The organism is Pantoea sp. FN0305, from assembly GCF_050113845.1.
GTDB classification, from domain to species: domain Bacteria; phylum Pseudomonadota; class Gammaproteobacteria; order Enterobacterales; family Enterobacteriaceae; genus Mixta; species Mixta alhagi.
On the sequence record NZ_JBNJSN010000003.1, the window covers coordinates 281,840 to 308,392 of the forward strand.

General features: G+C 55.5%; 23 protein-coding genes and 1 pseudogene. 13 read left to right on the plus strand and 11 right to left on the minus strand.

The features are described 5' to 3' along the window. Positions 1-4: 4 nt before the first annotated feature. The 4 genes from fdxH (at position 5) to ACQE3Y_RS08305 (ending at position 3,166) form a co-directional block, all read left to right on the plus strand. Positions 5-904 (plus strand): formate dehydrogenase subunit beta, encoded by a 900-nt coding sequence (gene fdxH / locus ACQE3Y_RS08290; RefSeq protein WP_250651367.1) that lies wholly within the window; start codon positions 5-7, stop codon positions 902-904. Next, complete coding sequence (gene fdoI, locus ACQE3Y_RS08295) at positions 904-1,554, plus strand: formate dehydrogenase cytochrome b556 subunit (protein ID WP_250651366.1); 651 nt, start codon at positions 904-906, stop codon at positions 1,552-1,554. The genes fdxH and fdoI overlap by 1 nt, the downstream gene beginning before the upstream one ends. Continuing rightward, positions 1,554-2,483 carry a formate dehydrogenase accessory protein FdhE gene (gene fdhE, locus ACQE3Y_RS08300; protein ID WP_426973883.1) on the plus strand — a complete coding sequence of 310 codons (930 nt, stop codon included), beginning with the start codon at positions 1,554-1,556 and terminating at the stop codon, positions 2,481-2,483. The genes fdoI and fdhE overlap by 1 nt, the downstream gene beginning before the upstream one ends. A gap of 71 nt (positions 2,484-2,554) precedes the next feature. Then, positions 2,555-3,166 (plus strand): glutathione S-transferase, encoded by a 612-nt coding sequence (locus ACQE3Y_RS08305; protein ID WP_426981403.1) that lies wholly within the window; start codon positions 2,555-2,557, stop codon positions 3,164-3,166. Positions 3,167-3,180: 14 nt separating this feature from the next. On the opposite strand, the pseudogene ACQE3Y_RS08310 reads toward ACQE3Y_RS08305, so the two are convergent. After that, positions 3,181-3,552: pseudogene (locus ACQE3Y_RS08310) on the minus strand (alpha-xylosidase); the annotation flags it as partial. A gap of 353 nt (positions 3,553-3,905) precedes the next feature. On the opposite strand from ACQE3Y_RS08310, the gene ACQE3Y_RS08315 reads away from it, so the two are divergent. Then, on the plus strand, positions 3,906-4,307 hold the full coding sequence (locus ACQE3Y_RS08315; protein ID WP_426981404.1) for a helix-turn-helix domain-containing protein: 402 nt from the start codon (positions 3,906-3,908) through the stop codon (positions 4,305-4,307). 194 nt (positions 4,308-4,501) lie between these two features. Here the strand turns inward: ACQE3Y_RS08315 and glyS are convergent, their stop codons facing one another. Both glyS and glyQ read right to left on the minus strand, forming a co-directional pair. After that, on the minus strand, positions 4,502-6,571 hold the full coding sequence (gene glyS / locus ACQE3Y_RS08320; protein ID WP_426973881.1) for a glycine--tRNA ligase subunit beta: 2,070 nt from the start codon (positions 6,569-6,571) through the stop codon (positions 4,502-4,504). A gap of 9 nt (positions 6,572-6,580) precedes the next feature. Beyond that, entirely contained in the window at positions 6,581-7,492 is a 912-nt protein-coding gene (glyQ, locus tag ACQE3Y_RS08325; protein ID WP_085068944.1) for a glycine--tRNA ligase subunit alpha, read from the minus strand. 224 nt (positions 7,493-7,716) lie between these two features. Here glyQ and ACQE3Y_RS08330 point away from each other — a divergent pair, with 224 nt between their 5' ends. Next, positions 7,717-8,712: an acyltransferase gene (locus tag ACQE3Y_RS08330; RefSeq protein ID WP_426974073.1), complete on the plus strand. Its 996-nt coding sequence runs from the start codon at positions 7,717-7,719 to the stop codon at positions 8,710-8,712. 3 nt (positions 8,713-8,715) lie between these two features. On the opposite strand, the gene xylB is transcribed toward ACQE3Y_RS08330, so the two are convergent. Further along, entirely contained in the window at positions 8,716-10,185 is a 1,470-nt protein-coding gene (gene xylB, locus ACQE3Y_RS08335; protein WP_426981405.1) for a xylulokinase, read from the minus strand. Between the two features lie 21 nt (positions 10,186-10,206). Next, a complete protein-coding gene (xylA, locus tag ACQE3Y_RS08340; RefSeq protein WP_426981407.1) occupies positions 10,207-11,526 on the minus strand; it encodes a xylose isomerase in 1,320 nt (439 codons plus the stop codon). Positions 11,527-11,888: 362 nt separating this feature from the next. Here xylA and xylF point away from each other — a divergent pair, with 362 nt between their 5' ends. The 7 genes from xylF to ACQE3Y_RS08375 all read left to right on the plus strand — a co-directional run bounded on the left by xylF (position 11,889) and on the right by ACQE3Y_RS08375 (position 22,870). Further along, positions 11,889-12,881 (plus strand): D-xylose ABC transporter substrate-binding protein, encoded by a 993-nt coding sequence (xylF, locus tag ACQE3Y_RS08345; protein WP_426981408.1) that lies wholly within the window; start codon positions 11,889-11,891, stop codon positions 12,879-12,881. A 45-nt stretch (positions 12,882-12,926) separates the two neighbouring features. After that, positions 12,927-14,459 (plus strand): xylose ABC transporter ATP-binding protein, encoded by a 1,533-nt coding sequence (locus ACQE3Y_RS08350; protein WP_426981409.1) that lies wholly within the window; start codon positions 12,927-12,929, stop codon positions 14,457-14,459. Then, entirely contained in the window at positions 14,452-15,627 is a 1,176-nt protein-coding gene (gene xylH, locus ACQE3Y_RS08355) for a xylose ABC transporter permease XylH (RefSeq protein ID WP_426981411.1), read from the plus strand. Before ACQE3Y_RS08350 ends, xylH begins: the two co-directional genes overlap by 8 nt. 91 nt (positions 15,628-15,718) lie before the next feature. After that, on the plus strand, positions 15,719-16,897 hold the full coding sequence (gene xylR, locus ACQE3Y_RS08360; protein WP_426981413.1) for a D-xylose utilization transcriptional activator XylR: 1,179 nt from the start codon (positions 15,719-15,721) through the stop codon (positions 16,895-16,897). A gap of 170 nt (positions 16,898-17,067) precedes the next feature. After that, positions 17,068-18,150, plus strand: a complete 1,083-nt coding sequence (locus ACQE3Y_RS08365) for a LacI family DNA-binding transcriptional regulator (protein WP_426973856.1) — start codon at positions 17,068-17,070, stop codon at positions 18,148-18,150. A 290-nt stretch (positions 18,151-18,440) separates the two neighbouring features. Continuing rightward, the gene (locus ACQE3Y_RS08370) at positions 18,441-21,539 is read left to right on the plus strand and encodes a beta-galactosidase (RefSeq protein ID WP_426981415.1); all 3,099 of its coding nucleotides are present in this window, start codon (positions 18,441-18,443) and stop codon (positions 21,537-21,539) included. Between the two features lie 68 nt (positions 21,540-21,607). Then, complete coding sequence (locus ACQE3Y_RS08375; RefSeq protein ID WP_250651345.1) at positions 21,608-22,870, plus strand: MFS transporter; 1,263 nt, start codon at positions 21,608-21,610, stop codon at positions 22,868-22,870. A 64-nt stretch (positions 22,871-22,934) separates the two neighbouring features. On the opposite strand, the gene fliR is transcribed toward ACQE3Y_RS08375, so the two are convergent. The 6 genes from fliR to fliM are packed head-to-tail and all read right to left on the minus strand — an operon-like array spanning position 22,935 to position 26,550. Beyond that, the gene (gene fliR, locus ACQE3Y_RS08380) at positions 22,935-23,720 is read right to left on the minus strand and encodes a flagellar biosynthetic protein FliR (protein ID WP_426981417.1); all 786 of its coding nucleotides are present in this window, start codon (positions 23,718-23,720) and stop codon (positions 22,935-22,937) included. A 1-nt stretch (position 23,721) separates the two neighbouring features. Then, positions 23,722-23,991, minus strand: coding sequence for a flagellar biosynthesis protein FliQ (fliQ, locus tag ACQE3Y_RS08385; RefSeq protein WP_426973853.1), 270 nt, complete (start codon positions 23,989-23,991; stop codon positions 23,722-23,724). An 11-nt stretch (positions 23,992-24,002) separates the two neighbouring features. Beyond that, positions 24,003-24,761, minus strand: a complete 759-nt coding sequence (gene fliP / locus ACQE3Y_RS08390) for a flagellar type III secretion system pore protein FliP (RefSeq protein ID WP_426981419.1) — start codon at positions 24,759-24,761, stop codon at positions 24,003-24,005. After that, on the minus strand, positions 24,758-25,114 hold the full coding sequence (gene fliO / locus ACQE3Y_RS08395) for a flagellar biosynthetic protein FliO (protein WP_426981421.1): 357 nt from the start codon (positions 25,112-25,114) through the stop codon (positions 24,758-24,760). Before fliO ends, fliP begins: the two co-directional genes overlap by 4 nt. Positions 25,115-25,139: 25 nt before the next feature. Further along, on the minus strand, positions 25,140-25,544 hold the full coding sequence (fliN, locus tag ACQE3Y_RS08400) for a flagellar motor switch protein FliN (protein ID WP_426981423.1): 405 nt from the start codon (positions 25,542-25,544) through the stop codon (positions 25,140-25,142). Further along, positions 25,537-26,550 (minus strand): flagellar motor switch protein FliM, encoded by a 1,014-nt coding sequence (fliM, locus tag ACQE3Y_RS08405; RefSeq protein WP_426973849.1) that lies wholly within the window; start codon positions 26,548-26,550, stop codon positions 25,537-25,539. Before fliM ends, fliN begins: the two co-directional genes overlap by 8 nt. Positions 26,551-26,553 lie beyond the last annotated feature (3 nt).

The following is a 26,553-nucleotide window of genomic DNA, read 5'->3' on the forward strand; positions in this document are numbered from 1 at the left end:
GATTATGGCTTATCAATCGCAAGACATCATCCGCCGCTCCGCGACCAACGGTTTAACGCCGCCGCCGCAGGCGCGCGATCATCAACAGGAAGTGGCGAAGCTGATCGACGTAACAACCTGCATCGGCTGCAAAGGATGCCAGGTCGCCTGTTCAGAGTGGAACGATATTCGTGATGAACCCGGTACTAACGTCGGAGTGTACGATAACCCGATCGATATGACCGCGAAATCCTGGACGGTTATGCGCTTCTCGGAAGTAGAAGAGAACGGCAGGCTGGAGTGGCTGATCCGCAAAGATGGCTGTATGCACTGCGCCGATCCTGGCTGCCTGAAAGCCTGCCCGGCGGAGGGCGCTATCATTCAGTACGCAAACGGCATCGTTGATTTTCAGTCGGAACACTGTATCGGCTGCGGCTACTGCATAGCAGGCTGCCCTTTCAATGTGCCGCGTATGAATAAAGAGGATAACCGCGTTTATAAATGCACCCTCTGCGTGGATCGCGTCACCGCCGGTCAGGAGCCTGCCTGCGTGAAAACCTGTCCTACCGGCGCTATTCACTTTGGCAGCAAAGCGGACATGCAGCAGCTGGCGGCAGAGCGCGTCGAGGAACTGAAAACGCGCGGCTATAAAAATGCTGGTCTTTACGATCCGGCAGGCGTCGGCGGTACGCACGTTATGTATGTGCTGCACCATGCCGATAAACCGCAGCTTTATCACGGTCTGCCGGAAAACCCCTGCATCAGCCCGACGGTGACCTTCTGGAAAGGGATTTGGAAACCGCTGGCGGCCATCGGTTTTGCAGCCACCTTTGCCGGTTCGCTTTTCCATTACGTGGGTATCGGCCCGAACCGGGTCAAAGACGATGAGGATAGTGAACAGCAGGACAAAGAGGATCGGAAATAATGAAAAAACGCGACCTGATTGTGCGCTACAGCGCGCCGGAACGCATCAATCACTGGATTGTGGCATTCTGCTTCATGTTCGCCGCCGTTAGCGGTCTGGGCTTTTTCTTCCCATCGTTTAACTGGTTATTAAACCTGCTGGGCACGCCGCAGCTGGCGCGCATTCTGCATCCTTTTATCGGTGTAGCGATGTTCCTGGCCTTTATGCTGATGTTTTTCCGCTACTGGAAGCACAACCTGGTTAACCGTGACGACATTGAGTGGGCAAAAAACATCCATAAAGTTGCCATGAATGAGGAGGTCGGCGATACCGGCCGCTATAATTTCGGACAGAAGTGTGTATTCTGGGCTGCTATCATCAGTCTGTTGCTGCTGCTGGCGAGTGGTATTGTCATCTGGCGTCCTTACTTCGCCGCTGCCTTTCCCATTCCGCTTATCCGGCTGGCCTTACTGGTGCATTCGCTGGCGGCGGTGGGCCTGATTGTGGTGATCATGGTGCATGTTTACGCTGCGCTGTGGGTAAAAGGCACGCTGACTGCAATGGTGGAAGGCTGGGTGACGCCATTATGGGCGAAGCAGCACCATCCGCGCTGGTATCGCGCTGTTCGTGAACAGCAGAGCCAACCGACAAAACAGGAAAAACGTCCCTGATGACTATTCGCATCATCCCGCAAGAACAGCTGGAGAAGAGCGACAAAACCACGGCGGATATGATTCCGCCGTTACTTTTCCCCAGGCTGAAAAATTTATACAGCCGCCGCGCTGCGCGTCTGCGCCAGCTGGCAGAAAAAAATCCGTTGGGCGACTATCTGCGCTTTGCCGCGTTTATTGCCGAAGCGCAGGAGATCGTACTTTACGATCACCCGCTGCATATGGATCTCCATGCGCGCCTGGTAGAAACTGCCGCCAGCGGTAAACCGCCGCTGGATATTCATACTTTGCCGCGCGATCCCCACTGGCAACGTTTGCTGCATTCGCTGATTGCCGAACTGAAGCCGGAGATGACCGGTCAGGCATTGGCGGTGCTGGAGAATCTGGAAAAAACTTCTGCGCCGGAGCTGGATGCGCTGGCGACTGCCCTTCTGGAGCATGATTTTGCCCAGGTAAGCAGCGATAAGGCGCCCTTTATCTGGGCTGCCCTGTCGGTTTACTGGGCGCAAATGGCGGCGTTAATTCCTGGCAAAGCGCGCGCTGAGTATGGTGAACAGCGGCAGTTTTGCCCGGTCTGCAACAGCGTGCCGGTATCCAGCGTGGTGCACATGGGCACCCAGGGCGGCGGACTGCGTTACCTGCACTGCAACCTGTGTGAAAGCGAATGGTATGTACTGCGCGCCAAATGCACCAACTGCGAGCAGACGCGCGATTTGCACTACTGGTCGCTGGAAAGTGAACAGTCGGCAATAAAGGCGGAAAGCTGCGGTGACTGCGGCACCTATCTGAAAATGCTGTGGCAGGAGAAAGATCCGGCGGTTGAGCCGGTAGCTGACGATCTCGCCTCGCTGATTCTGGATGCGCGTATGGAGCAGGAAGGCTTTGCACGCAGCAGCCTGAATCCGTTTCTGTTTCCTGGCACTGACTAATCGTTAACGGCCAGGCCGCCGACGGCGACGGCCTGGCAATTTCAACTATTTGCTGGCAGGGGATCACCTTAATGAAACTTATCGGCAGTTATACCAGCCCTTATGTACGCAAAATTTCAGTTATCATGCTGGAAAAAGGCCTGACCTTTGAGTTTGTCAATGAATCGCCCTGGACCGAAGAGAGCCACGTACCGCAATACAATCCGTTAGGCAAAGTTCCGGCGCTGGTCGATGATAACGGTGAGTGCTGGTATAACTCGTCAATCATCGCCGCGCGGCTGGAAACCCTGCCACAGACGCCAAAACTGTTACCGGAAGATGCTTTTCAGGCGGTAAAGGTCAGGCAGCTGGAGGCATTGGCTGACGGGATCTGCGACGCAGCGCTGGTTATTGTGCGGGAACAGCTGCGCCCGATTGAACAGCAGTCGCCAGAAGAGATGCTGCGCCAGCGGCATAAGATTCAGCGCGGGCTGGATGCGCTGGAGCGTGAAGCGGCAAACCAGACCTGGCTTAACGGCGAGCAGCTTAATCTTGCTGATATCGCTGCCGCCTGCGCCATCGGCTATCTTAATTTCCGTCACGTCGCGCCGAACTGGTGCGTTACTCGCCCGTCGCTGGTGAAACTGGCGGAAAAAATGTTTCAGCGTGAAAGCTTTGCCCGCACGGTGCCGCCTGCGGCCTGAACGGAGGTACCGGATTACAGCCTAATCACCCGCCTGGACTCTGCGCTGGCGGGCGTAATTATCGCGCCCTGCTCGCTCACAGTGTAGCGACCCTGCTGCACCTCTTTAACTTCATGGATATTACGCAGACAAAGCGTCCAGTTTGTCGCGCAGCCTTCGCCCTGCACCGTTAACGTTTCCCCTTCGCGACGCGCCCTCAGCGTAAACAGCGTCGCACCGTCGGCGGCGGGCACCTCACACCGTGCTTCACGCCCATCATCCAGTCTAAACAACTGGTAAGCTGTCTCTTTATGCCAGTCATAGTCTGGTTTTTGATCGTTACTGCCCAGCGCCAGCAGCGTATTATCGCGATCGTAGAGCGGCAGGCTTAAGAAAGTATGCCGCTGCGCCAGGTTGTATTCTGTTTTCTGGTTATCAAATTACGTTTCTTGATAACTGTGATCCGGATAGCTTATTGGTTTGGCATTAGGCGTTATCGGAAAAAGAAGCTCTGTCGGTGCACATGCGTTTCGTTTATTTCGTATATTTTTCTTTTCGTATATTTTGATTAATCTTTTAATGCTGCCGCTGCCTGTATTTATGCTAAGCATCAGTTAAATAAAATAAATAGCTAAATTTATTATTATATTTTCCGAACTTCATTTCTAACCCCAGTAAAAAATATGACGGACTCAATTCTGGGCAGCTTGATCCTCCCGACTGCGAAAAAATTGAGGCTGCTTTGCGTGGACAAAGAGAAATGGCTGCATTTCTCGCTACAAAGCTGGAAACGCAAAAAATATCAATTCAGGATGCAAATAACGTTGCTCATCATATTGAGTTACCCACATCCGCCCTGATGTTGCTAATGAACATACCGGGAGAACTGGCCGAAGGTAACGCAGTTCAGGTTGTTCCAATTCATGCTGAATTAACTACGCAGAAAGCTGCCAATATTCTGAATGTTTCCCGACCTCACATGGTGAAGCTTTCAGAAAGTGGAACGTTGCCATTTCATAAAACGGGTCGTCATCGCCGCGTGCTGTTTTCTGACCTTATGCAATACAAAGAAAAGCGTGCCAAAGAAAGTAATAAAGCACTACAGGAGTTGGCAGACCAGAGTCAGGAGCTGGGCTTTATTAATGAAACATTCCAGGCCTGAAAAAGCCGCCTGTGAACGCGGATGAATATCTACAGACGCTATTAAGACAGAGCCTGCCGATGACGGTTAAAGCGCTGGAAGGCTATCGCTTTATGCTATAGCTCGCGCCTGAAAGGCAGGTTAGGCTGGACGAAAAACAACAACGCCGGACAACCTGTAAAGATTGCCCGGCGTGAATCATCACAAGAAAGCGGTTACTGCAGCAGAGAAATATCCGCCACCTGCAGGAACAGCTGACGCAGTTTCGCCAGCAGCGTCAGGCGGTTAATACGCACCGCCGGATCCTCGGCGTTAACCATCACCTTGTCAAAGAAGTTATCTACCGCTTCGCGCAGCTGAGCCAGCTCGATCAGCGCATCCTGATAACGCCCTTCAGCAAACCACGGTTGCAGCTTGCTCTCCAGCGCAGTCACAAAAGTCGCCAGCTTGATCTCTTCATTCTCTTTCAGCAGCGACGCCTGCACGCTGCTGTTCAGCGGTTCAGTCGCTTTTGCCAGAATGTTAGAGACACGCTTGTTGGCGGCAGCCAGCGAGGCAGCATCTTCCAGCGTGCGGAAGTGCGAAACCGCCTTCATGCGCGCATCGAAATCGGCCGGACGGGTAGGACGACGCGCCAGCACCGCCTGAATCGTATCGACGCTGTGGCCCTCCTCCTGATACCAGGTACGGAAACGGCCCAGCATAAAGTCGATCACCTCATCCACAACCTTCTCGTTGCTCAGCTTGCTGCCATACAGGCGCACCGCTTCTTCGGTCAGGGTTTGCAGATCGAGCGGCAGATGCTTCTCAACGATAATGCGCAGCACGCCCAGCGCGGCACGGCGCAGCGCAAACGGGTCTTTATCGCCTTTTGGATGCTGTCCAATGCCGAAGATACCGGCCAGCGTATCCATCTTATCGGCAATCGCCAGCGCACAGGCAACCGGGCTGGAAGGCAGATCGTCACCGGCGAAACGCGGCTGATACTGCTCGTTCAGCGCTACGGCAACCTCTTCTGCTTCACCGTCATGGCGCGCATAGTGCATGCCCATTACGCCCTGGGTGTCGGTAAACTCAAACACCATATTGGTCATCAGGTCGCATTTGGAAAGCAGACCGGCGCGGGTCGCCATATTGACGTCCGCACCAGTCTGGGCGGCAATCCAGCCCGCCAGCGCCTGAATACGGTCAGTTTTGTCACGCAGCGTGCCCAGCTGCTGCTGGAACAGCACGGTCTCCAGACGCGGCAGATTATCTTCCAGGCGTTTTTTACGGTCGGTATTAAAGAAGAATTCGGCATCGGCCAGACGCGGACGCACCACTTTCTCGTTACCGGCGATAATCTGCTGCGGGTCGCTCGATTCAACGTTAGCGACAAAGATAAAGTGCGGCAGCAGTTTGCCGTCATTGCCGTAAACCGGGAAATATTTCTGGTCGCCTTTCATGGTGTAGACCAGCGCTTCCGCCGGCACCGCGAGGAATTTTTCCTCAAAGGTCGCCGTCAGTACGACTGGCCACTCAACCAGCGAAGCCACCTCTTCCAGCAGGCTGTCGCTCAGATCCGGGTTGCCGCCGATCCCACGCGCCGCCGCTTCGGCGTCCGCTTTGATTTTGGCTTTACGCGCTTCGTAATCCGCCATCACTTTACCGCGCGTTTCCAGAATCTCCGGATACTGGTCAGCGTGATCGATGGTGAACTCCGGCTCACCCATAAAGCGATGTCCGCGCAGCGTGCGGCCTGACTCAATGCCCAGAATGGTAGCCGGGATCAACTCGTCGCCCAGCAGCAGCGTAACGGTATGTACCGGACGCACAAACTGCACGTCGCTGTCGCCCCAACGCATCAGCTTCGGTACCGGCAGCTTCGCCAGCGCCGTGGCGATCATGCCCGGCAACAGCTTCTGTGCGCTCTCGCCCTGCACCTGGGCGCGATACATCAGCCACTCGCCCTTATCGGTTTTCAGACGCTCGGCCTGATCCACGGTAATGCCGCAGCCGCGTGCCCAGCCTTCAGCCGCTTTGGTCGGCGCACCGCTGGCGTCAAAGGCCGCAGCGATAGCCGGGCCGCGTTTTTCAATTTCGCGATCCGGTTGGGCCGCGCTCAGGTTGGCCACTTTCAGCGCCAGACGACGCGGTGCGGCATACCATTTCACCTCGCCGTGGGCGAGGCCCGCGCTATCCAGTTCGGCGGTTAGCTGAGCGGCAAAAGATTCCGCCAGGTTACGTAGCGCTTTTGGTGGCAGCTCTTCGGTGCCGATTTCCACCAGAAAAGTTTTGTCAGTCATGGCTGCCTCTTATTTGTTGTTATTGCACATCGGGAAGCCCAGCGCCTCACGGGAGGCGTAGTAGGCTTCAGCCACGGCTTTGGTCAGGGTGCGAATACGCAGAATATAGCGCTGACGCTCGGTAACCGAGATCGCTTTGCGGGCATCCAGCAGGTTAAAGCTGTGCGCCGCTTTCAGAATGCGCTCGTAGGCCGGTAACGGCAGCGGTTTTTCCAGCGCCAGCAGCATCTGCGCCTCTTTTTCATACTGCTCAAAGCAGGTGAAAAGGAAATCCACGTCGGCATATTCGAAGTTATAAGTGGACTGCTCAACTTCGTTCTGATGGAACACGTCGCCGTAGGTGGTTTTACCCAGCGGACCATCGCTCCAGACCAGATCGTAAACGCTGTCGACGCCCTGGATATACATCGCCAGGCGCTCCAGGCCGTAAGTGATTTCACCGGTAACCGGTTTGCACTCCAGGCCGCCAACCTGCTGGAAGTAAGTGAACTGCGTGACTTCCATGCCGTTCAGCCAGACTTCCCAACCGAGCCCCCAGGCGCCCAGCGTCGGGTTTTCCCAGTTGTCTTCCACAAAGCGGATGTCATGAACGCCAGGATCGATGCCCAGCTCTTTCAGCGAGCCAAGATAGAGTTCCTGGATGTTGTCTGGTGACGGCTTAATGATCACCTGGAACTGATAATAGTGTTGCAGACGGTTCGGGTTTTCCCCGTAGCGCCCGTCGGTAGGACGGCGAGAAGGCTGCACATAGGCAGCGGCGATAGGCTCCGGGCCCAGCGCTCGCAGGCAGGTCATCGGGTGAGAAGTGCCAGCGCCTACTTCCATGTCCAGCGGTTGAACAATGGTGCAGCCCTGACGCGCCCAGTAATCCTGCAAGGTCAGGATCAGGCCCTGAAAGGTCTTGGTATCAAACTTTTGCATGTTGAATTCGCACGCGATACGGGTGAGTTAAAAAAGTGTGCGTCAGTATACCCTTTGACCGGGCGTTATGCAGCCTGTGATCTCGTCTGGCCGCCGCTTTGTTTCATTAAGGTTCAACCGCAGGCGACGGCGGGATGGAATCTGATTCCTGCTGGCGGAAAGTTGTTGAAGCGCGGCGGCCTGGCTACGCTCATAAACGTAAGTGCTCGCTTTATGAGGAAAAAATGTCGGCGCAAAAGATCAGTTGGATAGATAATTTACGTGCGGTGGCCTGCCTGATGGTCATCATGATCCATACCACTACCTGGTATATCACCAACAGCGGCCAGGTGGCGGAATCTGCCTGGGATAGCGCAAATCTGCTGAACTCCGCTTCGCGCGTCTGCGTACCGCTGTTCTTTATGATTTCCGGCTACCTGTTTTTCGGCGAGCGCAGCGCGCAGCCGCGTCATTTTCTGCGCATTGTGCTCTGTTTGCTGTTTTACAGCGCCGTCGCGCTGATCTATATCAGCTGGCTGACGCCGATCAGCGAAAAGCTTTCACTGCTGCATCTGCTACAGAAACCGGTGTTTTATCACCTGTGGTTTTTCTTTGCGATTATCACTATCTACCTGTTTTCGCCGCTGATTCAGGTGAAACCGGCCACGGCGCGCTACGTTATCTTGATGGTTCTGGTGGTAGCAGTACTGGCGAATCCAAACACCGCCGAGCAGGCTGCAGGCCGCTTTCAGTGGCTGCCGGTAAACCTCTATATCAGCGGGGACAGCATCTACTATCTGCTCTATGCCCTACTGGGCCGTGCGCTTGGCACCATGCAGTGTGACAGGCGCGGCGTGAGTTGGCTGATGGCGCTGCTGTTTATCGTGTGCGTGGCGGGCATCTCGGTCGGCACCAAAAAAGAGCTGCATGTTAACGGCGCATTTTCCGATCTCTGGTATCTCTACTGCGGGCCGTTGGTATTTATCGGCGCGCTGAGCCTGTTTGTCCTGTTTAAAAACTGCCTTAACCGACCCCTGCCGGGACTGGCGCTGATTTCGCGCAATTCCCTGCCGATCTACGGCTTTCATGCGCTGTTCATCCACTTTATGCGTACGCACTATCTGGACCATAAACAGTGGCCGCTGTTGGATATTGCGCTGGTTTTCACCACTACGCTGGCGGGCAGCCTGCTGCTCGCGCTGGCGCTGCGTCGCCTCGACCGGCGTCACCTGGTGAGTTAAGCGCTAGCTGAACGACTCAGTCTCCATCAGCATGCTAAGCTGCTGATAAATTTTGGCAAAATGCGCACGCCGCGCCTGATAACGTTGATGGCGTTGCGCATCGGGCTGATGACGCTGCGCTAAAGGCAGCATGGGCAACAGCGTTTCTGGCGGCTGCTGCGGATGCAGCGCCAGCTGCGCCAGACGCGCGGCCCCCAGCGCCGGACCAACATCGCCGCCCTGGCAATAATCCAGCGTCTGTCCGCAGATATCCGCCAGCATCTGTCGCCAGTAAGCGCTGCGCGCGCCGCCACCGATCAGCATAATGCTGGATGGCTTGATGCCGCAGGCATGTACCGCATCCATCCCCTCCGCCAGCGCATAGCCCACGCCTTCCAGCACCGCCTGCGCCAGCTCCGGCCTGCCATGCTGATGGGTCATCCCAAAAAACACGCCTTTCGCCTGCGGATTATTGTGTGGCGTGCGCTCGCCTGAAAGATAAGGCAGGAAAAACAGCGGCGGCACATCGGATCGCGCCCGTTCGGCTTCCGCCAGCAATGTCGGCACATCGGCGCAGCCGGTCAGCGCGGCAGTCCACTCCAGACAGGCGGCGGCGCTGAGCATCACTGACATTAAATGCCAACGATCCGGCAGCGCATGACAGAAGCTGTGTACCGCGCTTTCCGGATTCGCCAGAAAACCCTCGCTTACCACAAAGTAAACGCCGGAGGTGCCCAGCGACAACATGCCCTGCCCGGCGTTAATCATCCCGCTACCGATGGCACCTGCGGCATTATCGCCGCCGCCCGCCACTACCGGTACGCTTTCCATTCCCCATTGCTGCGCCAGCTGCGCATGCAAATAGCCGGTGATCTGGTTGCCTTCAAACAGCGTCGGCATTTGCGTCAGGGTCAGCCCGCAGGCGTTAAGCAGCGTTTCGCTCCAGCAGCGCTGCGCCACATCCAGCCACATGGTGCCTGCCGCATCGGACATATCGCTGGCGAAAACACCGGTCAGCCGCCAGCGCAGATAATCTTTCGGCAGCAGTACCTTAGCGATACGCGTAAAAATCTCTGGCTCATGCTGCTTTATCCACAGCAGTTTGGGCGCGGTAAAGCCCGGCATCATCAGGTTACCGGTGATCCTGCGCGCTTCAGGCAGCGCCTCTTCCAGCTGCTGACACTGTGCCAGGCTGCGGCCATCGTTCCATAAAATCGCCGGACGCAGCGGTTGATGCTGCGCATCCAGCAACGTTGCGCCATGCATCTGCCCGCTCAGACCAATGGCCCGAACCTGGCTCAGCGGGTGCTGCTGAGCCAGTGCCCGCATCGCCTTATCGGTCGCCTTCCACCAGCTATCGGCATCCTGCTCGCTCCACAGCGGCTGCGGACGAGAAACCGTTAGCTTTTCCGTCTGGCTTGCAACCACCTCGCCCGCGTCGTTCAGCAATACTACCTTCACGCCGGAGGTGCCTAAATCGATGCCGATAACCATGCTGCGATTCCCTTTGATTGATTAACGATACAGCCAGCCGTTCACCAGGTTTTCCAGTTGCTCCTGGCGGCCGCTCTGATGCTGTGGATTAAACTGATGCGCTAACGCATGCGAGGCCAGCGCCGCCAGCGACATTTCGCCCTGCAAAATCTGCTGGCCCAGTTCGCCATTCCAGCCGCTGTAGCGCTGTGCCACACGGCGATCCAGCTCGCCCGCTTCAATCATGCGCACCGCCACTTTTAACGCCAGCGCCATGGTATCCATCGCACCAATATGACCATAGAAAAGATCGTACTTATCGGTGCTTTGACGTCGCACTTTGGCATCAAAGTTCAGCCCGCCAGTAGAGAAACCACCCGCCTTGATAATTTCATACATTACCAGCGCATTTTCTTCGACGCTGTTAGGGAACTGATCGGTATCCCAACCCAGCTGCGGATCGCCACGGTTGGCATCTACCGAACCGAAAATGCCCAGCGCAATCGCGGTGGCGATTTCATGATGAAAACTGTGCCCGGCCAGCGTGGCGTGGTTCGCTTCCACGTTGACTTTAATCTCTTTCTCCAGGCCAAACTGCTTCAGGAAACCATAAACCGTGCCTACATCGTAGTCATACTGGTGTTTGGTCGGCTCCTGCGGTTTCGGTTCGATCAGCAGCGTGCCCTGGAAGCCAGTTTTATGCTTGTGCTCTACCACCATCTGCATAAAGCGGCCCAGCTGTTCGCGCTCCTGACGCAAATCGGTATTCAGCAGGGTTTCATAACCTTCGCGTCCGCCCCACAGCACGTAGTTCTCTCCGCCGAGCTGGTGCGTCGCCTGCATGGCGCTGCACACCTGGCTGGCGGCCCAGGCGAACACTTCCGGGTCAGGATTTGATGCGGCGCCCGCACCGTAGCGCGGATGGGTAAAGCAGTTGGCGGTGCCCCACAGCAGCTTAACGCCGGTTTGCTGCTGTTTTTCCTGTAGCACGTCAGTCATCAGCGCCAGATTATGCTGATAGCTTTTCAGCGAATCGCCTTCCGGCGAGACATCCACATCGTGAAAACAGTAAAAAGGGACATTCAGCTTATAAAAAAACTCAAAGGCGACCTCTGCCTTACGCTTCGCCATCTCCAGCGCATCGCCCGATTTTTGCCATGGGCGATCGAACGCGCCGACGCCGAACATATCTACGCCTGTCCAGCAGAAGGTGTGCCAGTAGCAGGCGGCAAAGCGCAGATGTTCCGCCATGGTTTTACCCAGCAGGATCTCCCCAGGATTATAGTGACGAAACGCCAGCGGATCGCTGCTGTCCGGCCCCTGATAGCTAACGCGTTCAATCTGATCGAAATAAGCCTGCATCGTTTACTCCTTAACAAGTTGACCGGAAATGGTCAGCGAAGATGGCTCTATTCTGGTAAGCGTCAGCCTCTCTCTCAATTACGTTATTTCACACCGCAATTAAGATAATTATTAACTGTGCGTCACGTCGCAAAATAGGGCTGGCGGCGGCTTTTACTTCGCGTCAACGCGCAAAAAATAACGTCACCGAATCTCTTTCACGCTAAAACATCGATCGCCATCATAAAACCAGCAATAAACCAAAAAACGTAATGCCGGGATAAAAATCTGTAATTGAAGAAAGCATGCGGTCAGGTCAAGAATCCAACAGCCTGTTCAGGAACCTTCTGATAAAAAACACCTCAACCTACAGGGTAATGATGATGAAAATGAAACAGACTTTACTGGCCGTTTGCGCCGCGCTGGCTCTGTTTAGCCAGGCCGGCAACGCGAAAGAGGTCAAGATCGGCATGGCTATTGACGATCTGCGCCTTGAACGCTGGCAAAAAGATCGCGATATTTTCGTCAAAAAGGCTGAAGCGCTGGGCGCCAGCGTATTTGTCCAGTCAGCCAACGGCAATGAAGAAATCCAGATGGCGCAAATTGAAAATATGATTAATCGCGGCGTTGATGTGCTGGTGATTATTCCTTACAACGGCCAGGTATTAAGCAATGTGATTGCCGAAGCGAAGCAGGAAGGCATTAAAGTACTGGCTTACGATCGCATGATTAATAATGCCGATATCGATTTCTATATCTCTTTTGATAATGAAAAAGTAGGCGAACTTCAGGCGCAGAGTATTGTTAAGCAGGTGCCGCAGGGGAATTATTTCTTAATGGGCGGCTCGCCGGTGGATAATAATGCCCGTCTGTTCCGCGCAGGCCAAATGAAAGTGCTTAAGCCGCTGATTGATGAGGGCAAAATAAAAGTCGTCGGCGATCAGTGGGTGGACGCCTGGCTACCGGAAAATGCGCTGAAAATCATGGAGAACGCCCTAACCGCCAATAATAACCAGATCGATGCGGTGGTTGCCTCTAATGATGCTACCGCTGGCGGCGCAATTCAGGCGCTTTCCGCGCAGGGGCTGGCGGGGAAAGTGGCTATCTCCGGTCAGGATGCGGATTTGGCGGCGATCAAACGCATTATGAACGGCACGCAAACCATGACGGTATATAAACCGATCAGCAAACTGGCCGATGAAGCGGCAAAAATCGCCGTTGAGCTGGGGAATGATAAACAACCACAGTCCAACGCCACGCTCAATAACGGCAAGAAAGCGGTTCCCGCCTGGCTGTTAACGCCGATCCCGGTTGATAAAAGCAATATTGACAGCACCATCGTCGCTGACGGCTTCCATAAAAAGAGCGATCTCTAAGCCCGCTGCCGCCGCCCGGCGGCTATTCCATTGCTGGAGAAAGTCATGACCACGCTACTGGAAATGAAAAACATTACCAAGCGCTTCGGTGCCGTAAAGGCCGTGGACGATATTTCTTTGCGCCTTGAGCCGGGCGAAGTGGTGTCGCTGTGTGGCGAAAACGGCTCAGGTAAATCGACGCTGATGAAGGTGCTGTGCGGCCTCTATCCGGCGGGCGACTACGAAGGGGAGATCCTGTTTTCTGGCGAACCGCTGCGCCCTGCCAATATTCGCGATACCGAACGCAAGGGCATTGTGATTATTCATCAGGAGCTGGCGCTGGTCCGGCAGCTTACCGTGCTGGAAAACATCTTTCTCGGCAGCGAGATCGGCCGGGGCGGCGTGGTGGATGACGAAACCATGGCGCTACGCTGTCAGCGGCTGCTGAAGCAGGTAAAGCTGGATATCTCGCCGCATACGCGCGTCGGCGATTTGGGGATTGGTCAACAGCAGCTGGTGGAAATCGCCCGTGCGTTGAACAAACAGGTGCGCCTGCTGATTCTGGATGAGCCAACCTCTTCCCTTACCGAACAGGAGACCAGCGTACTGCTGGGGATCGTTAAGGATCTGCGCGATCACGGCATCGCCTGCGTTTATATCTCGCACAAGCTCAACGAGGTTAAGGCGATATCCGACACCATCTGCGTGATTCGCGACGGCAAGCATATCGCCACCTGTGCGGCAGAGGGCCTGAGCGAGGACGATATTATTACCATGATGGTCGGGCGCGAGCTGACGGCGCTCTATCCACGTGAGCCGCATGAACAGGGCGAGGCGATCCTGCGCGTGGAAAATCTTACCGCCTGGCATCCGGTTAACCGTCATCTGCGGCGGGTAAATAATGTCTCCTTTACGCTGCGACGCGGGGAGATCCTCGGTATCGCCGGGCTGGTCGGGGCCGGACGCACAGAGACCGTTCAGTGTCTGACCGGTCTCTGGCCTGGGCGCTGGGAAGGCCAGATCACCATCAAAGAACATCGGGTTAATCCGCGCCGCTGGGACTGCCAGCAGGCCATTCAGCACGGCATCGCCATGGTGCCGGAAGATCGTAAAAAAGATGGCATCGTGCCGCTGCTGGGCGTAGGGAAAAACATCACCCTGGCGGCGCTGGGGCAGTTCAGCAACACATTCTCTGTTCTGGATGAGGCGCGCGAGCAGGTTGCTATTAATACGTCTATTCGCCAGCTACGGGTGAAAACCTCTTCCGCAGAGTTGGCGGTAGGTCGCCTGAGCGGCGGCAATCAGCAGAAGGCGGTGATCGCGAAATGCCTGCTGCTTAACCCGCAAATTTTGATCCTCGACGAACCCACGCGCGGCATCGATATCGGTGCCCGCGTCGAAATTTACAAGCTGATCCATCAGCTGGTGCAACAGGGCATCGCCATTATTGTGATCTCATCCGAGCTGCCGGAAGTACTGGGATTAAGCGATCGCGTACTGGTAATGCACGAAGGACAAATCAAAGCTGACTTGCCGAACCATAACCTGACGCAGGAACAGGTGATGGAAGCGGCCCTGCGGAGTGAACATTATGCTTAAAACCAATACCGCTATGCTGCCCACCAGCGGCGGCGGCGCGCCAGGCAAGCTGCGCCTGCTTAATCTGCAGGTGCTGGTAATGCTGGCCGCGATTATTGTGATTATGCTGTTTTTTACCTGGATGACCGACGGCGCTTATCTCAGCGCGCGCAACGTCTCTAACCTGCTGCGCCAGACAGCGATCACCGGCATTCTCGCGGTGGGGATGGTGTTTGTGATTATCTCTGCGGAAATCGACCTGTCGGTTGGCTCAATGATGGGGCTGCTGGGCGGCGCGGCGGCGATTTTTGATGTCTGGCTGGGCTGGCCGCTGCCGTTGACCATTGTGGTTACGCTGGCGCTCGGCCTGCTGCTGGGCGCCTGGAACGGCTGGTGGGTCGCCTATCGTAAAGTCCCCTCGTTTATCGTCACGCTGGCCGGGATGCTGGCCTTTCGCGGCGTGCTGGTCGGGATCACTAACGGCACTACCGTCGCGCCCACCAGCCCGGCGATGTCGCAAATCGGGCAAAGCTATCTGCCGGACGGCATTGGCTTCGGTTTCGGCGTTATCGGCCTTGGTCTGTTTATCGCCTGGCAGTGGCGGCTGCGGCTGCGGCGTCAGCAGATGGGGCTGGAGCAATCGCCAGCCCGCAACGCAGTGACACGTCAGACGATGACCGCGCTGCTGGTGCTGGGCGCGATTTGGCTGCTGAACGACTATCGCGGCGTGCCTACGCCGGTGCTGATTCTGGCATTGCTGATGCTGGCCGGGATGTTTATGGCGACCCGCACCGCTTTTGGTCGCCGTATTTATGCGATTGGCGGCAACCTTGATGCGGCCCGCCTTTCTGGCATCAACGTTGCGCGCAACAAAATGGCGGTTTTCGCGATTAACGGCCTGCTGGTAGCCGTGGCGGGATTGATCCTGAGTTCACGTCTGGGCGCGGGTTCACCTTCCGCCGGTAATATTGCAGAACTGGATGCTATCGCCGCCTGCGTTATCGGCGGCACCAGCCTGGCGGGCGGCATCGGCTCGGTAGCGGGCGCGGTGATGGGCGCGTTTATTATGGCCTCGCTGGATAACGGCATGAGCATGATGGATGTGCCGGCGTTTTGGCAGTACATCGTTAAGGGCGCCATCCTGCTGTTAGCGGTATGGATGGACTCCGCCACCCGGCGGCGCGTGTAATCGTCGAAGCAGATCACAGGGCTCACCAATTTTTTTCTGCGGCTGGTTTCACTGTGGTAATCAAGATGCAGAATAAAAAACAGGAGTGATCATGTTTGAGAAACGTTTTCGCATCAGCCTGCTGTTTAATGCCAATAAAATCTATGACCGCCAGGTTGTGGAAGGTGTCGGTGAATATCTGCAAGCCTCGCAAACCGACTGGGATATTTTTATTGAAGAGGATTTTCGCTGCCGTATCGATAACATGCATGAGTGCCTCGGCGACGGCGTGATCGCGGACTATGACGATAAAGATATCGAGGCGCTGCTGCAGAATGTGGATGTGCCGATCGTGGGCGTGGGCGGCTCTTATCATCGGCCAGAAGATTATCCGCCCGTGCACTATATCGCGACCGATAACGCCGCGCTGGTAGAGAGCGCTTTTTTGCACCTGAAAGAGAAAGGCATTAACCGCTTTGCTTTTTATGGCCTGCCCGCCTCCTGTGGCAAACGCTGGGCGCAGGAGCGGGAATATGCCTTTCGGCGGCTGGTAGCGAAAGAGCGCTACCAGGGCGTGGTTTACCAGGGCATGGCGACCGCGCCCGCCTACTGGCAGCACGCGCAAAACCGGCTTGCCGACTGGCTGCAAACGCTGCCGCAGCAAACCGGTATTATCGCCGTTACCGATGCGCGTGCCCGCCATCTGTTGCAGGTATGCGAGCATCTGAAAATTCCGGTTCCGGAAAAGCTGTGCGTGATTGGCATTGATAACGAAGAGCTGACGCGCTATCTGTCGCGCGTGGCGCTCTCCTCAGTGGCGCAGGGTACCCGACAGATGGGCTATCAGGCGGCCAAGCTGTTGCATCGGCTGCTGGATCGGCAAACCTTGCCGTTACAACGCATTCTGGTGCCGCCGGTGAAGGTTATCGCCCGGCGCTCAACAGATTTTCGCTCGCTGCACGATCCGGCAGTGATTCAGGCGATGCACTATATCCGCTTTAACGCCTGTAAAGGGATCAAGGTTGAGCAGGTGCTGGATGCAGTAGGCATGTCGCGTTCCAACCTTGAAAAACGCTTTAAAGATGAAACCGGCGAGACCATTCACACCATCATCCACAGCGAGAAGCTGGAACGGGCACGGGCGCTGCTGGTCTCCTCTTCCGTGCCGATTAATGAGATTTCACAGATGTGCGGCTACCCTTCACTGCAATATTTCTATTCGGTGTTTAAGAAAAGCTACGCCAGCACGCCGAAAGAGTACCGGCAGCAAAATGCGGAGGTGATAACCTGATGCAGTCAGTACGTTTTCACGGATAAAACCTTTCTCTGCCGCCATTCAGGCAACACGGCCAGGTGTTGCCTCTGTTTTCTTTTCCCCTGTTTTTACTTTATTCGCCGCCCGGCATACTATTCCGCTATTAGCGACCAACTGGTCCGCGCGGATAGCCTAAGGAAGCTGGGATGAAAGCGAAGTCGACAACCCTTTATGATGTGGCACAGTATGCCGGCGTCTCTTACCAGACCGTTTCGCGGGTAATAAACCAGGCGGAAAACGTATCAGAGAAGACCCGACAAAAAGTTGAAGCAGCGATGCTGGCGCTGAACTATGTGCCTAACCGCGTGGCACAGCAGCTGGCGGGCAAAATTGGTCACACTATCGGGCTTGCGACCTCTGATCTTTCACTGCACGCGCCTTCGCAAATTGCCGCCGCCATTAAATCCCGGGCTGGGGAAAAACGTTTTAACGTCGTGATTTCAATGACCGAGCAGAGCGGCGCGGCAGCGGCCAGAGCGGCAATTAATAATCTGCTGGCACAGCGCGTGGACGGCCTGATCGTGAATATTCCGCTACAGGATGAAGAGGCGCAAAGCCTGGTGGCGCTATGTCGGGAGGTGCCGGTGCTGTTTCTGGATGTCTCGCCGCAGCTGGACGCCAACAGCGTCATTTTCGATCCTGACCAGGGCGCACGTTTGGGCGTGGCGCATCTGCTGGAACTGGGTCATCGGGAAATTGCGCTGTTAGCCGGGCCGCAAAGTTCAGTTTCGGCGCGTCTACGCTTTGAAGGCTGGCAGCAGACGCTGGCGCAGCATCAGCTACAGGCAACGGCGATCATGGAAGGTGACTGGAGCGCGCTTTCCGGCTATCAGCAGGTGACGCGGCTGTTGAATGAAGGCCCACAGCCTGGTGCGATTCTGGTAGCGAACGATCAGATGGCATTAGGCGCGCTACGGGCCATTACTGAAGCGGGCCTGAAAGTGCCCGGTGACATCTCGGTTATCGGTTATGACGATACCGCTGACAGCGCCTGCTTTATTCCACCGCTGACCACCATCAAGCAGGATTTCAGAATGTTAGGGAAAAACAGCGTGGAGCGGCTGGTGGAGATGATCTGTCAGCCCGATGCGCCGACGCGTTCTGAGCTGCTGCCGGTTAGCCTGGTAATACGTAAAACCACCGCAGCGCCGGGAAGTGAGACGCTTTCTCCGCAGGCGCTGTCAGATGCGCTGATGCAGCTGGCGCGTCAGGCGGCACGTCTGAAATAGTCGCCCCGAGGCGTTGCTTTCCCGACGAATCAGAAGCGTATCATTAAATATTTCAGAAGGTTAGACAAGCCGTCCCCATTATACATTTACTTGCGGGTCAGGCCACGGCCTCGCCCGTTTGCGGCAGGCTGATGCCAGCAAAGCCGCCCACTACCCCCTTTTCGGCTACTCCTTCCCAGATTATTTGTGAATCCCATCACCGATTCCGGCTACGCGCCTTTACATCCCTGTGAGTCAAAACCATATTGCTATTAAATGTGAGCGCATCACAAAAGCATAAGGAAAAGCACATGACTGTAACAGCAGGCACATCAGCCGCCACGCTAAGCGCCATCCTGGCACGTCGCGACTGGGAAAATCCGGCGGTAACCCAACTCAATCAGCTCCCTGCCCATCCGCCCTTCTGCAGCTGGCGATCGCCGGAGGCGGCGCGAAATGATACGCCTTCCACCAGCCTGCAGAGCCTGAACGGGCACTGGGCATTCAGCTATTTTTCCCGACCGGAAGCGGTGCCGGAAAGCTGGCTGCAACAGGATCTGACTGACGCGGATGATATCAAGGTGCCCTCAAACTGGCAGATGCTGGGTTACGATGCGCCAGTTTATACCAATGTGACCTACCCGATTCCGGTTAACCCACCTTTTGTTCCGGCAGATAACCCAACAGGTTGTTACTCGCTCACATTTCATGTGGATGAAAGCTGGCTCGCCTCTGGTCAGACACGTATTGTTTTTGACGGCGTGAATTCCGCCTTTCATTTATGGTGCAACGGCCACTGGATCGGCTATGCCCAGGATAGTCGTCTGCCCTCCGAGTTTGATCTGAGCGCAGTGCTGCAGCCGGGCGCTAATCGTCTGGCAGTTATGGTGCTGCGCTGGAGCGACGGCAGCTATCTGGAAGATCAGGATATGTGGCGCATGAGCGGCATCTTCCGCGATGTCTCACTGCTGCATAAGCCCCACACCCGCATTAGCGATCTGCAGGTGGTCACCCAGCTTAATGAAAGTTTTAGCCATGCCGAGCTTAAGGCGCAGGTAGTGGTTAACGGCGCGTCGCTGTCGGACGTGCAGGTTACGATGCAGCTCTGGTTCGGCGAAGAGATGCTGGGCGAGCGTCAGCAACCGCTCGGCAGCGAGATCGTTGATGAGCGCGGCGCCTGGAAAGATCGCACCACGCTGCGCCTGCCGGTTGCCGCGCCGCAGCTCTGGAGCGCCGAAACGCCCACGCTTTATCGTCTGGTGGTGCTGCTGCATGACCGTAGCGGTATGTTACTGGAGGCGGAGGCCTGTGATGTTGGCTTCCGTAAGGTAGAAATCTCGCAGGGTCTGCTGAAGCTGAACGGCAAACCCCTGCTGATCCGCGGCACCAACCGCCATGAGCATCATCCAGAGAACGGTCAGGTGATGGATGAAGAGACCATGCGCCGCGATATTCTGTTGATGAAACAGCATAATTTTAATGCGGTGCGCTGCTCGCATTATCCGAATCATCCGCTCTGGTACCGACTGTGCGATCGCTACGGACTGTATGTGGTAGACGAAGCCAATATCGAAACGCACGGCATGGAGCCGATGAACCGCCTCTCCAGCGATCCCGTCTGGCTGCCCGCGATGAGCGAGCGCGTGACGCGCATGGTGCAACGCGACCGCAATCATCCCTCAATCATCATCTGGTCGCTGGGCAATGAGTCGGGACACGGCGACAATCATGACGCGCTTTACCGCTGGATTAAATCTAACGACCCGACGCGACCGGTGCAGTACGAAGGCGGCGGCGCTAACAGCGCGGCCACCGATATTATTTGCCCGATGTATGCGCGCGTCGATCAGGATCAGCCTTTCCCGCAGGTGCCGAAGTGGTCGATAAAAAAATGGATCGGCATGCCGGATGAGCATCGTCCGCTGATTCTGTGCGAATACGCACACGCCATGGGCAACAGCTTTGGCGGCTTTCATAAATACTGGCAGGCGTTTCGTCAGTATCCGCGTTTGCAGGGCGGTTTTGTCTGGGACTGGGTCGATCAATCGCTGACCCGCTATGACGATAACGGCAAACCCTATGCCGCTTACGGCGGCGACTTCGGCGATAAGCCGAACGATCGTCAGTTTTGTATGAATGGCCTGGTCTTTGCCGATCGCACGCCGCACCCGGCGCTATTTGAAGCGCAGCAGGCGCAGCAATTTTTCCGCTTTACGCTGAACAGCACGCAGCCGGTTGAGCTGGAGATCGCCAGCGAATATCTGTTCCGCCGCTGCGATAACGAACAGCTGATCTGGACGCTGGCGCAGGAAGGCTGCACTCTGGCCAGCGGCACGGTTCATCTGGATATCGCGCCTGAAGGCACGCAGCTGATTACCCTCAGCGATCTGCCTGCGATTACCGCCAGCGGTCAGGTATGGCTGACGGTGCAGGTGCAGCAAATTGCCGCCACCGCCTGGTCTGAGGCAGGACATATCTGCGCCTGGCAGCAGTGGCCGTTGGCCTCGCCATTAACATTGCCCGCCGCGCCGCACGGTACAGGCGAAGCTCCTGAGCTTCGCGTCAGCGAGCACGCCTTTGATATTCAGCTTGGTGCACAGCGCTGGCAGTTCAGCAGGAAAAGTGGCCTGCTGACTCAGTGGTGGAAAGGCGGGGAAGCGGCGTTGCTACAGCCATTACAGGATCAGTTTACGCGTGCGCCACTGGATAATGATATCGGCGTTAGCGAAGCCGCACGCATCGATCCCAACGCCTGGGTAGAGCGCTGGAAAGCGGCAGGCTTCTATGAGATGGAGCCGCAGCTGGAACGGTGCGAAGCAGAGCGTCTTAGCCGTGAAGTACAACTGCATACGGTGCACAGCTGGCGCTATCAGAACCAAATTCTGTTTATCAGCCGTAAAACGTATCGCATCGACCACACCGGTGAACTGCATATCAGCGTGGATGTGGATGTCGCGCCAGGCATCCCGGCGCCGGCACGTATTGGACTCACCTGCCAGCTGGCGCAGGTGCAGCCGCAGGTAAGTTGGCTCGGCCTCGGCCCGCATGAAAACTATCCGGATCGCAAACAGTCTGCCCGCTACGATCGCTGGCAGCTGCCGCTGGCGGCGCTCTATACCCCATATGTTTTCCCCAGCGAAAACGGCCTGCGCTGCGACAGCGAATGGTTGCAGTATGGCGACAACGAATGGCGCGGTCGCTTCCACTTTAATCTCAGCCGCTACAGCCAGGCGCAGTTGCGCGACGTTACGCACCGCCATCTGTTACAGGAGGAGCCGGGAAGCTGGCTGAATCTGGATGGGTTCCATATGGGCGTAGGCGGCGATGACTCCTGGAGTCCCAGCGTCTCGCCGGAATATCTGCTACAGGACAACCATTATCACTATGAAGTGAGCTGGGTGCGTGTTTAACACGCGCTGAGCGTTAGCCGGGGCAGGTTTGGCCTCTCTGCCCCGCGATAACCTTAAGGAAAAACGTTATGTATTACCTGAAAAATACCAACTTCTGGATGTTCGGGCTGTTCTTCTTCTTTTACTTTTTCATCATGGGAGCCTATTTTCCGTTTTTCCCGATCTGGTTGCATGACATCAACCACCTCAGTAAAAGCGATACCGGTATTGTTTTCGCCTGCATCTCGCTGTTCTCCCTGCTGTTTCAACCTGTGTTCGGCCTGCTTTCCGATAAGCTGGGATTAAGAAAACATCTGCTGTGGATTATTACCGGCATGCTGGTGATGTTTGCGCCCTTCTTTATCTACGTGCTTGGCCCGCTATTGCAGACCCACATTCTGCTCGGCGCGATTGTCGGCGGCATCTACCTTGGCTTTATTTACAACGGCGGCGCGCCCGCTATTGAAGCCTATATTGAAAAAGTCAGCCGCCGTAGCCAGTTTGAATTTGGTCGCGCGCGTATGTTCGGCTGCGTGGGCTGGGCGCTGTGCGCCTCGATTGTCGGCATTATGTTCACCATCAATAACCAGTTTGTGTTCTGGCTCGGATCGGGCTGTGCGGTGATTCTGGCGATCCTGCTGTTTATCGCTAAACCGCAGGCGCAGCCTTCCGCCACGGTTGCCGACTCGCTGGGCGCTAACCCCTCGCCCTTTAATCTGCGTCTGGCGCTGGAGCTGTTTAAAAATCCTAAGCTCTGGTACCTGTCGCTGTATGTTGTCGGCGTTTCCTGTACCTATGATGTGTTCGACCAGCAGTTCGCCAATTTCTTTACTTCGTTTTTTGCTTCCGGCGAACAGGGCACGCGCGTCTTCGGCTACGTCACCACGATGGGCGAGCTGCTGAATGCCAGCATCATGTTCTTTGCGCCGTTGATTGTGAACCGCATTGGCGGGAAGAATGCGCTGCTGCTGGCGGGCACCATTATGTCAGTACGCATTATCGGCTCCTCTTTTGCCACTTCAGCGCTGGAGGTGGTGATCCTGAAAACCCTGCATATGTTTGAGGTGCCGTTCCTGATTGTCGGCTGCTTTAAATATATTACCAGCCAGTTTGAGGTGCGTTTCTCTGCCACTATCTATCTGGTCTGCTTCTGCTTCTTTAAGCAGCTGTCGATGATTTTTATGTCGCTGTTTGCGGGCTATATGTACGACAGCCTGGGCTTCCACGGCGCTTATCTGGTGCTGGGTCTGGTGGCGCTCACCTTTACCCTGATCTCTGTTTTCACCCTGAGTGGAGAAGGCCCGCTCACGGCGCTACGCGCACGTGGCAAAAAAGAGGCGAAACCCGCCTGATGGCACTGGCTGAAGGTGAGTAAATGCATTATCAGTGCCGCAGCGATCGGGCTGCGGCCTTTTTTTAGCCCAATCTGAACAGCAGCATAATCTGCGAGAGCCGGGTAAACACCACTTCCATTAGATGATAAAAGTAAGGTGCGAAATGATTCATTAACGGCAACATCACCAGCATTCCTATGCCGAGCGTCAGCGGAAACCCCACCACAAAAATGGATAGCTGCGGCGTCAGGCGGTTCAGTAAGCCAAGCGTCAGGTTGATTGCCAGCAACAGCGTGATCACCGGCAGTCCCAGCGCAATGCCGAACTGAAAAATCAGGCTGCCGGAAGACGCGATGGCACTAAATGCGTCGCGGTTCAGCGGCGCGGTGCTTACCGGCAGCAACTGAAAACTTTCCGCCAGCACTTCCAGCATCAGCAAATGACCGTTAAACAGCAGAAACAGCAGGATGGCCAGCAGATTCAGCAGGCGGGAAACCACCGGCATATTATCGCCGCCGTTAGGATCGTAAAACATGGCGAAAGAGAGGCCCATTTGCAGCCCGATGATTTCACCGGCATAGCGTACGGCAACAAACAGTAACTGGATAGTCAGGCCCATCGCCGCCCCGATCAGCAACTGCTGGCAGCCGACCCAAAGCCCCATAATGGAGATCAGTGGAATGGCATTATCAGGCAGATTTTGCCCCAGCAGCAGGGCGATAATCGCCGCCAGCCCCACCTTAACCCGAGCGCTGATCGACTTGTCATTAAATACCGGCGCGGTGCTAAACAGCGCCAGCACACGCATCAGCGGCCAAAAGTAGTGGCTCACCAGCAGTGGCAGCGCATCCAGCGACAGACTCTGCATATCAGCCAATCATCTGAGGAAGAGTAGTATAGAGCGCCCGCATATAATCCAGCATCGTTGAGAGCATGCTCGGTCCAAGCGCGACCACCACCGCGACAATCATCAGAATTTTGGGAATAAAACTCAGCGTCATTTCATTGATTTGCGTGGAAGCCTGTAAAATACTGACGATCAGGCCGGTGACCAGTGCCGCCAGCAGCAGCGGCGCGGCCAGCATGAGTCCTACCCGGATGGCTTGAAACCCCATCGCCATTACGCTTTCTGGCGTCATCTGTTATCCCGTCAGTTGATAAAAGTCTGAGCCAGCGAGCCCATAATGAGCTGCCAGCCATCCACCAGCACAAACAGAATCAGCTTGAACGGCAGAGAAATGGTGGCGGGCGGCAACATCATCATCCCCAGCGCCATCAGCACGCTGGCGATCACCAGATCGATAATCAGAAATGGAATGAATACCGCGAAGCCGATTTGGAAACCGGTTTTTAGTTCGCTGGTAACAAAAGCGGGCAGCAAAATACGCAGCGGCACCTCATCCTGACTGGCGTAGTTATCTACCTTCGCCATGCGGGTATAAAGCGCCAGATCGGCTTCGCGCGTATGGCTCAGCATAAATTCACGCATCGGCTTCGCCGCGCGCGGCAGCGCCTCTTCCATGGTGATCTTATCCTGCGACAGCGGCAGCCAGGCATTCTCATACACCTGATTAAACACCGGCGACATCACAAAAAAGGTAATAAACAACGCCAGCCCCAGCAACACCTGATTAGGCGGCGTGGAGGGCGTACCCAACGCATTACGCAGCAGGCCCAGCACAATAATGATGCGGGTAAACCCCGTCATCATCAGCAGAATGGCAGGTAAAAACGTCAGAGAAGTGAGCAGAACCAGCGTCTGGATCGGCAAAGACCAGCTTTCGCCGCCGCCGCCCCGCGTCAGCAGAATATCGCCGTTGGCGGCCAGGGCCGCATGCGGCAGCAGCAGTAAAGACAACAACGCCAGCGCCAGCCGGCAACGCGTTACGGTAGAGATTAAAGAACTCATTGTTCAGGTTCCGCTTTGCCGCGTTTCAGCAAGCGCCTCAGGGTAAGCTGAAAATCTGCCGCCGCCGCAGTCTGTGCCTCAGCAGGGTGAGCAAGGCGGCTAAGGCGGGTAATCGCGCCCGGCGTAACGCCCAGCAGCAATCGTTGACCATCCACCTCTACCACCACCAGACGCTCGCGCTGGCCGAGCGAATGGCTGCTTTTCACCACGATCGCCGTCCCCTGCGCGCGGCCATGGCTGACAAAGCCACAGCGACGTGCCAGCCAGGCACAAAAAATAATCAGCAGGACGACAATCGCCAACGCGCCGCTCACCTGAGTGATCAGCGAGAGGGTGGTAGAAGCATCATTCATAACAGATCTGCATTCTGGTTAACCGTCACCTGCTTAAACGCTGCATACGTTCAGAAGGCGTAATAATATCGGTGATACGAATACCGAATTTATCGGAAACCACGACCACTTCGCCCTGGGCGATAAGATAGCCGTTAATCAGAATATCCAGCGGTTCACCAGCCAACCCATCGAGTGTGACCACTGAGCCCTGGCTCAGACGCAACAACTCTTTGATTGTCATTTTGGTACGGCCCAGTTCCACGGTCATTTTTACCGGGATATCAAGGATAAGCTTGAGATCTTCGCTAAATGCAGCAACCTGTGTGTCTTTCGTTATAACCGGTGCGTTAGCCTGACTTTCCGTAGTCTGCTGCTCGGCTAACGCTTCCCCCCAAAGGCTGTCTGTAGACTGATCCTCAGTCTCAGACGGTTGTTTTGCGTCACTCATGGGGATATTGCTCCTTATTTAATGACGGTAAATTAGGCTTTAATAATTTCTCGATTTTGAGAGCATATTGACCGTTAACACAGCCATAGCTGCCCGAAAGAACCGGGAAACCATCAACACATGCTTCAATGTATTCCGGCTTGTCCAACGGAATAACATCGCCCTTTTGCAGCGCGAGAATTTTTGACAGGCGTGTTTGCATGTCGGTGAAGTTCGCCACCAGCTCCAGTTCGGTATCTTTTACCTGCGAAGCCAGTACTGTGCGCCACTGAGCATCTTCCTGTTGCGAATTTTCCAGTGGCGGATTACTTAACAGCTCACGTAGCGGTTCAATGATGCTGAAGGGAATACAGATATCAAATTCGCCGCTTTGCGAACCTATTTCCACATAGAAGGGCGTGGTCACCACAATATCGTTAGGCGACGAGGTGATATTAGTGAATTTAACCTGGATCTCAGCGCGCACATATTCAGTTTCTAATTTGAAAATAGAGCTCCAGGCGTAATCATACGCCTCCAGCGCCATCGACAGCATACGCTTGATAATACGCTGCTCGGTTGGCGTGAATTCACGTCCTTCCGCTTTGGTGAGAAAACGCCCGTCGCCGCCAAACAGGTTATCAACCGCCATAAAAACCAGGCTGGGCGAGAAAACAAACAGTGCCGTTCCGCGTAGCGGATTCATATGCACTAAATTGAGGTTGGTCGGCACCGGGAGATTACGGGCAAAGTCATGGTAGGGCTGGATTTTTATATTGCCAGCGGTGATATCCGGACTGCGTCGTAACAGATTAAACAGCCCCATCCGAAACTGCCGGGCAAAGCGTTCATTAATAATCTCAAGCGAGTGCAGCCGTTCACGTACCACGCGGCGCTGAGTGTTGGGATCGTAAGGCTTGATGTTTTCATCGCCAATCAGCTCTTTCTCAACCTGTTCAGGTTCACTGCTGCCGCCGCCGTTGAGCAAGCGATCAATTTCAGCCTGCGATAATATGCTGTCAGACATAAG

Excerpts from the sequence above, each read along its gene's own strand:
- fliO (WP_426981421.1), bottom strand. The coding sequence starts at position 25,114 with ATGAATGATGCTTCTACCACCCTCTCGCTGATCACTCAGGTGAGCGGC.
- fliN (WP_426981423.1), bottom strand. The coding sequence starts at position 25,544 with ATGAGTGACGCAAAACAACCGTCTGAGACTGAGGATCAGTCTACAGAC.
- ACQE3Y_RS08315 (WP_426981404.1), top strand. The coding sequence starts at position 3,906 with ATGGCTGCATTTCTCGCTACAAAGCTGGAAACGCAAAAAATATCAATT.
- ACQE3Y_RS08365 (WP_426973856.1), top strand. The coding sequence starts at position 17,068 with ATGAAAGCGAAGTCGACAACCCTTTATGATGTGGCACAGTATGCCGGC.
- ACQE3Y_RS08350 (WP_426981409.1), top strand. The coding sequence starts at position 12,927 with ATGACCACGCTACTGGAAATGAAAAACATTACCAAGCGCTTCGGTGCC.
- xylB (WP_426981405.1), bottom strand. The coding sequence starts at position 10,185 with ATGGTTATCGGCATCGATTTAGGCACCTCCGGCGTGAAGGTAGTATTG.
- fliM (WP_426973849.1), bottom strand. The coding sequence starts at position 26,550 with ATGTCTGACAGCATATTATCGCAGGCTGAAATTGATCGCTTGCTCAAC.
- ACQE3Y_RS08375 (WP_250651345.1), top strand. The coding sequence starts at position 21,608 with ATGTATTACCTGAAAAATACCAACTTCTGGATGTTCGGGCTGTTCTTC.
- fliR (WP_426981417.1), bottom strand. The coding sequence starts at position 23,720 with ATGCAGAGTCTGTCGCTGGATGCGCTGCCACTGCTGGTGAGCCACTAC.
- fdxH (WP_250651367.1), top strand. The coding sequence starts at position 5 with ATGGCTTATCAATCGCAAGACATCATCCGCCGCTCCGCGACCAACGGT.
- ACQE3Y_RS08305 (WP_426981403.1), top strand. The coding sequence starts at position 2,555 with ATGAAACTTATCGGCAGTTATACCAGCCCTTATGTACGCAAAATTTCA.
- glyS (WP_426973881.1), bottom strand. The coding sequence starts at position 6,571 with ATGACTGACAAAACTTTTCTGGTGGAAATCGGCACCGAAGAGCTGCCA.
- fdhE (WP_426973883.1), top strand. The coding sequence starts at position 1,554 with ATGACTATTCGCATCATCCCGCAAGAACAGCTGGAGAAGAGCGACAAA.
- ACQE3Y_RS08370 (WP_426981415.1), top strand. The coding sequence starts at position 18,441 with ATGACTGTAACAGCAGGCACATCAGCCGCCACGCTAAGCGCCATCCTG.
- glyQ (WP_085068944.1), bottom strand. The coding sequence starts at position 7,492 with ATGCAAAAGTTTGATACCAAGACCTTTCAGGGCCTGATCCTGACCTTG.
- xylH (WP_426981411.1), top strand. The coding sequence starts at position 14,452 with ATGCTTAAAACCAATACCGCTATGCTGCCCACCAGCGGCGGCGGCGCG.
- xylA (WP_426981407.1), bottom strand. The coding sequence starts at position 11,526 with ATGCAGGCTTATTTCGATCAGATTGAACGCGTTAGCTATCAGGGGCCG.
- fliQ (WP_426973853.1), bottom strand. The coding sequence starts at position 23,991 with ATGACGCCAGAAAGCGTAATGGCGATGGGGTTTCAAGCCATCCGGGTA.
- ACQE3Y_RS08330 (WP_426974073.1), top strand. The coding sequence starts at position 7,717 with ATGTCGGCGCAAAAGATCAGTTGGATAGATAATTTACGTGCGGTGGCC.
- xylR (WP_426981413.1), top strand. The coding sequence starts at position 15,719 with ATGTTTGAGAAACGTTTTCGCATCAGCCTGCTGTTTAATGCCAATAAA.
- fliP (WP_426981419.1), bottom strand. The coding sequence starts at position 24,761 with ATGAGTTCTTTAATCTCTACCGTAACGCGTTGCCGGCTGGCGCTGGCG.
- fdoI (WP_250651366.1), top strand. The coding sequence starts at position 904 with ATGAAAAAACGCGACCTGATTGTGCGCTACAGCGCGCCGGAACGCATC.
- xylF (WP_426981408.1), top strand. The coding sequence starts at position 11,889 with ATGAAAATGAAACAGACTTTACTGGCCGTTTGCGCCGCGCTGGCTCTG.